The 5002-nt window shown below is 73.0% G+C and carries 6 protein-coding genes and 1 pseudogene; all 7 read left to right on the top strand.

Annotated elements, in window-relative coordinates:
* Positions 1 to 199 (top strand): annotated as a pseudogene (locus BJF79_RS56075) (hypothetical protein); the annotation flags it as partial.
* On the top strand, positions 196 to 1251 hold the full coding sequence (locus BJF79_RS51735; protein WP_262402800.1) for an ABC transporter ATP-binding protein: 1056 nt from the start codon (positions 196 to 198) through the stop codon (positions 1249 to 1251). The pseudogene BJF79_RS56075 and the gene BJF79_RS51735, both read left to right, overlap by 4 nt.
* A 4-nt stretch (positions 1252 to 1255) precedes the next feature.
* Positions 1256 to 1549: a hypothetical protein gene (locus BJF79_RS31360; RefSeq protein WP_075902853.1), complete on the top strand. Its 294-nt coding sequence runs from the start codon at positions 1256 to 1258 to the stop codon at positions 1547 to 1549.
* A complete protein-coding gene (locus BJF79_RS31365; RefSeq protein ID WP_075902855.1) occupies positions 1546 to 2472 on the top strand; it encodes an ABC transporter permease in 927 nt (308 codons plus the stop codon). Before BJF79_RS31360 ends, BJF79_RS31365 begins: the two co-directional genes overlap by 4 nt.
* Positions 2469 to 3386 carry an ABC transporter permease gene (locus BJF79_RS31370; protein ID WP_083734261.1) on the top strand — a complete coding sequence of 306 codons (918 nt, stop codon included), beginning with the start codon at positions 2469 to 2471 and terminating at the stop codon, positions 3384 to 3386. Before BJF79_RS31365 ends, BJF79_RS31370 begins: the two co-directional genes overlap by 4 nt.
* 179 nt (positions 3387 to 3565) lie before the next feature.
* A complete protein-coding gene (locus BJF79_RS31375) occupies positions 3566 to 4768 on the top strand; it encodes an MFS transporter (RefSeq protein WP_316043479.1) in 1203 nt (400 codons plus the stop codon).
* 22 nt (positions 4769 to 4790) lie between these two features.
* Positions 4791 to 5002, top strand: a 212-nt coding sequence (locus BJF79_RS31380; protein WP_143220453.1) for a hypothetical protein, incomplete at its 3' end; no start/stop codon positions are given.

Consider the following 5002-nt stretch of genomic DNA (forward strand, 5'->3'; position numbering starts at 1 on the left):
CGCCTGCACGCCATCGCCGGGCGCCCGCCGTCCCCGGCCGAACGGGCCCGCGGGCTGGGCGCCCGGGGCGGCGCGCTGCCCCAGCGTGCACGACCGCTGCGCGACCGTCCGTCCGGAACCCCGCGAGGTGCTGCCCGGCCGGACCGTCGCCTGCCTGCGCGCCGAAGGGTACGGCGCCGTGACGGAAGGGGACGCGTGAACACCGAGAAGCGGACCGAGGGGAAGACGACGACCGGGGACGTGGCCCGGGTCGGCGGCCTGGTGAAGGACTTCCGGCTACCGGGCGGGAAGAGGCTGCGTGCCGTCGACGGCGTCGACCTCGCCGTACGCGGCGGGGAGACGCTCGCGCTCGTCGGCGAGTCCGGCAGCGGGAAGTCGACGCTGGCCAAGCTGCTGATCCGGCTGGAGCGGCCCACCGCCGGAACCATCGAGTTCGAGGGCGCCGACATCACCGCGCTGCGGGGCGCCGAGCTGCGGCGCACGGTCCGCCGCCGGATGGCGATGGTGTTCCAGAGCTCCTCCACCTCCCTCAACCCGTACCAGCGGATCGGGGACGTGCTCGCCGAGCCGCTCCGCTCGCACCGCGTCGGCGACGGCGCCGCCCGCCGCGCCGCGGCGGCGGAGATGATGGAACGGGTCGGCCTCGACCCGGCGTTCGCGGGCCGCTACCCGCACGAGCTGTCCGGCGGGCAGCGCCAGCGCGTCGGCGTCGCGCGGGCGCTGATGCTGAACCCGTCGCTGATCATCGCGGACGAGCCGACGGCGTCCCTCGACGTGTCGGTGCAGGCACAGGTCGTCAACCTGCTCCAGGACCTGCAGCGCGACCTCGACCTGTCGTACCTGTTCATCACCCACGACCTCGGGCTGGTGCGGCACTTCAGCCACCGGGTCGCGGTCATGTACCTGGGGCGGCTGGTGGAGGTCGGCGACACCGAGCGGGTCTTCGCCGACCCGGCGCACCCCTACACGGCGACGCTCGTGTCGATGCAGCGGGACGCCGAACACCGCATCGTCCCGGTCGGCGACATCCCGTCGCCGATCGACCGCCCGTCCGGCTGCGTGTTCCGGGCCCGCTGCCCCATCGCCCGGGACCGCTGCGCCACCGAGGTCCCGCCGCTCACCGAGACCGCCCCGGGCCGCACGGCGGCCTGCCACTTCCCCGGGGAGCTGCGCCCGGGCGGCGCCGACCTGCACGCGCGGACACCGGCGGCGCCGCCGCTGGCCGATCCGATCCTCTCGAAGAGCGGGTGAGAACATGCCTGGATTCGCCCTCGACCATCCGGTCTACCTGGACGGGTCGGTCCCCATGGACGGCCTGTTCAACGCCCTCATGGAAGTCGCGTCCGAGGTGTGGGTGCTGCGCGACCGCCTCGGCGTCGTGGAGGAGCTGCTGCGCGAGCGCGGCACCGTCACCCGCGAGGACATCGAGCTGTACCGGCCCGGACCCGAGCTGGCCGACCGTCTCGCGGCCGACCGCCGGATGTTCCTCGAACGGATCATGGAGGCGGTCGCCGCGGCCGCCCCGCCGGCGGGGGAGCGGGACCGATGATCGCCTACATCGTCCGGCGGCTGCTGCTGGTCGCGCTGGTGGCCTGCGGCGTCACGACGCTGCTGTTCGCGCTGTCGCGGCTCGCGGGCGATCCGGCCGCGCTGCTCGTGCCGCCCGACGCGTCCGACGAGGTGGTGGCCGCGACCCGCGAACGCCTCGGCCTGAACGAGCCCGTGCTGGTGCAGTACGCGCAGGCCCTTCGGGGCTCGTTCACGCTCGACTTCGGCGACTCGTTCGCGTTCGGGGTGCCCGCCGCGCAGATGGTCTTCGAGCGCATCGGCGCGAGCCTGTGGCTGGTGGTGCCGTCGATCCTGATCGCGGTGCTGCTGTCGTTCGGGATCGGCGTGGTGGCCGCGCTGCGGCCCGGCCGTCCCAGCGGGCGGCTCATCATGGCCGGGACGTTCGTGATGGGCAGCGTCCCGTACTTCTGGCTGGCGCTGCTGCTGGTGATGCTGTTCGCCGTCCGGCTCGGCTGGCTGCCGGCGACCGGCAGCACCAGATACGCCAGCCTGGTCATCCCGGTGGTCGCGCTCACGGTGACGGCCGTGTCGACCAGCGCCCGGATGACCCGGGGGCAGCTGCTCGACTCGTTCGCGGAGGGCTACGTGCTCACGGCCCGGTCCAAGGGCGTCCCGCCGTGGCGGGTGCTGCTCGGCCACGCGCTGCCCGGCGCCATGCCGCCGATGCTGGCGTGGCTGGGCATCGAGTTCTCGTTCCTGTTCAGCGCGCTGCTCATCCTGGAACCGCTGCTCGGCTACAACGGCCTCGGCGCCCTGCTGATCCGCGGCGTGACCAACCAGGACTTTCCGCTGGTGCAGGCCAGCGTGTTCTGCATGGCGATGCTGATCACTCTTGTCAACATCGGCTTGGACGTGATCGTCCGGGCGGTGGATCCACGGCTGCGGACGAAGGTGGCGACGTGACGGCGATCACGAAGGGGAAGGCGGCACCGGCACCGGCGCCGGTGCCGCGGAGCCGGTCGAGGATGAGCGAGGCCGCCCGGCGCGTCTGGTCGGACGCGTCCGGACGCTTCGCCGTGATCCTGCTGGCGGTGCTCGCGCTGGCCGCGCTCGCCGCCCCGCTGCTGGCGACGCACGACCCGGTGGCGCAGAACCTGGCGGAGACGAGCCGGGCACCGTCCTGGGAACACCTGCTGGGCACCGACACGCTCGGCCGGGACGTCTTCAGCAGGCTGCTCCACGGGCTGCGGCTCAGCATGGTCGTCGGGATCGTCACCGCGACCGCGTCCGCGGTGTTCGGGCTGCTGCTCGGGCTCGTCGCCGGCTACTACGAGAACACCGTCGGCCTCGTCCTGATGCGGCTGGCCGACGTCCAGTTCGCGGTGCCGTTCGTCGCGGTCGGCGTCGCGCTGGCCGCGGTGGTCGGCCCCGGCATCGTCAAGCTCATGATCATCCTGGCGGTGTGGGGCTGGGTGAACTACGCGCGGACCATCGCCAACTCGGTGTCGCAGGTCAAGCGGATGGAGTTCGTGACCGCGGCCAGGACGCTCGGGACCCGCACCCCCACCATCATGCTGCGCCACATCGCGCCCGGCGTCCTCGGGCCGGTGATCATCCTGTGGTCGACGAGCGCCGGGGTCCTGGTCCTGGTGGAGAGCGCGCTCAGCCTCCTCAACCTGGGCGTGCAGCCGCCCGGCTTCTCCCTCGGGAGCATGCTGGCCGACTCGCGCACCACGCTGCAGCTCGCCTGGTGGGCCACGGTGTTCCCGGGCCTGGCGATCATGGCGATCGTGGTGGCGTTCAACCTGCTGGGGGACGCGCTGCGGGACGCCTTCAACCCGTCCGCCGCGACGAAACACGACCCCGAACTGGGCTGACGCCCGGCCGGCCGCAGGGCCCGGACGTGCCGAACCGTGCCGAGCACGGCGGCGTCCGGGCCCTGCGCGTCGCCGGAGCCGTACCGAACGCGGCATCGCACGGCAGGTGATTACTTCCCCGCGCCCCGGGAAGATCTTCCCCCGTTCCGGGGGGACGGGCGACCAAGGGAGCGCGGGGCGTGACCGATACGCGGCGGGCCATGACCATGCTGACGATCGCCACCGTCGGGTTCGTCGTCAACTTCTGGGCGTGGTCGCTGCTGAGCCCCCTCGGCCCCCGCTTCCAGGACGGGCTGCACCTGTCGTCGTTCGAGCAGGCGCTGCTCGTCGCCGTCCCCGTGGTGGTCGGGTCCCTCGGCCGGATCCCGGTCGGGGCGCTCACCGACCGGTACGGCGGCCGCGTGATGTTCCCGCTGGTGTCGCTCGTGACGATCGCGCCGCTGCTGTTCCTCGGCCTCGCCGGGCACTCGTCGCTGGCCGCACTGCTGGTCGGCGGGTTCTTCCTCGGCGTCGGCGGGACGGCGTTCGCGGTGGGCGTCCCGGTCGTCAACGCGTGGTTCCCGCCGGAGCGGCGCGGCCTGGCCCTCGGCCTGTTCGGCGCCGGGATGGGCGGCACCGCGATCAGCGCGCTCACCACCGTCAAGGAGGTCGACGCGTACGGGATCGAGTTCCCGTTCGTTCTCACCGCGATCCTGCTCGCGATCTACGCGGCGGTCGCGTGGCTGCTCCTGCGGGACGCACCGGGCCGGACCGTCCCCGACCAGCCGTTCGCCCGCCGCCTCGCCGCGACCTCCCGGATGGGCGTCACCTGGCAGGCGTCCGCGCTGTACGCCGTGACGTTCGGCGGGTACGTGGCGTTCTCGGTGTACCTGCCGACCTACCTCAAGTCGCAGTACGGCCTGGAGCAGGGCGACGCCGCGAACCGCATGGCCGGGTTCGTGCTGCTCGCGGTGCTGATGCGTCCGGTCGGCGGCTGGCTGTCGGACCGGGTCGGCGCCGTACGGGTGCTCGCGGTCACCCTCGCCGTCGTGACGGTGGCGGCCGTCGTGCAGGCGTTCGCGCCGCCGCTGATGCCGGTCGGCACGATCGCGTTCCTGGTGATGGCGATGGCGCTCGGCGCGGGCAGCGGCGCGACGTTCGCGCTGGTGTCGCGGCTGGCCCCGGAGAACAAGGTCGGCGCCGTCACCGGTGTGGTCGGCGCGGCGGGCGGCCTCGGCGGATTCGTCCCGCCGCTGGTCATGGGCGGGATCTACGGCGCCTTCGGGAACTACGCGATCGGGCTGCTGCTCCTCGCGGCCGTGGCGGGCGCCGCCGCGATCTTCACCGTCACGTCGGTGCAACGTGCGGTGGCCCATCGTGATACGCGGCAAATCCAGACATGAACGACGGAGGGAGTCGCGAGCGGTGAGCGCGAGCAACGGCCGGTCCGGACTGGACGGCCCGCTGGAGGACGCCCTGGTGCGGACCCGCCGGTTCTTCACCCGGGCGGACGTGTCACCGGATCTGCGCACCATGACGAAGAAGGGCGGACGAAGCGCCGACGCGTTCTATCGTGACCGCTGGTCGCACGACAAGGTGGTGCGTTCGACGCACGGGGTGAATTGCACGGGGTCGTG

This window comes from Actinomadura sp. CNU-125 (assembly GCF_001942465.1).
In the GTDB taxonomy this organism is placed as follows: Bacteria; Actinomycetota; Actinomycetes; order Streptosporangiales; family Streptosporangiaceae; genus Spirillospora.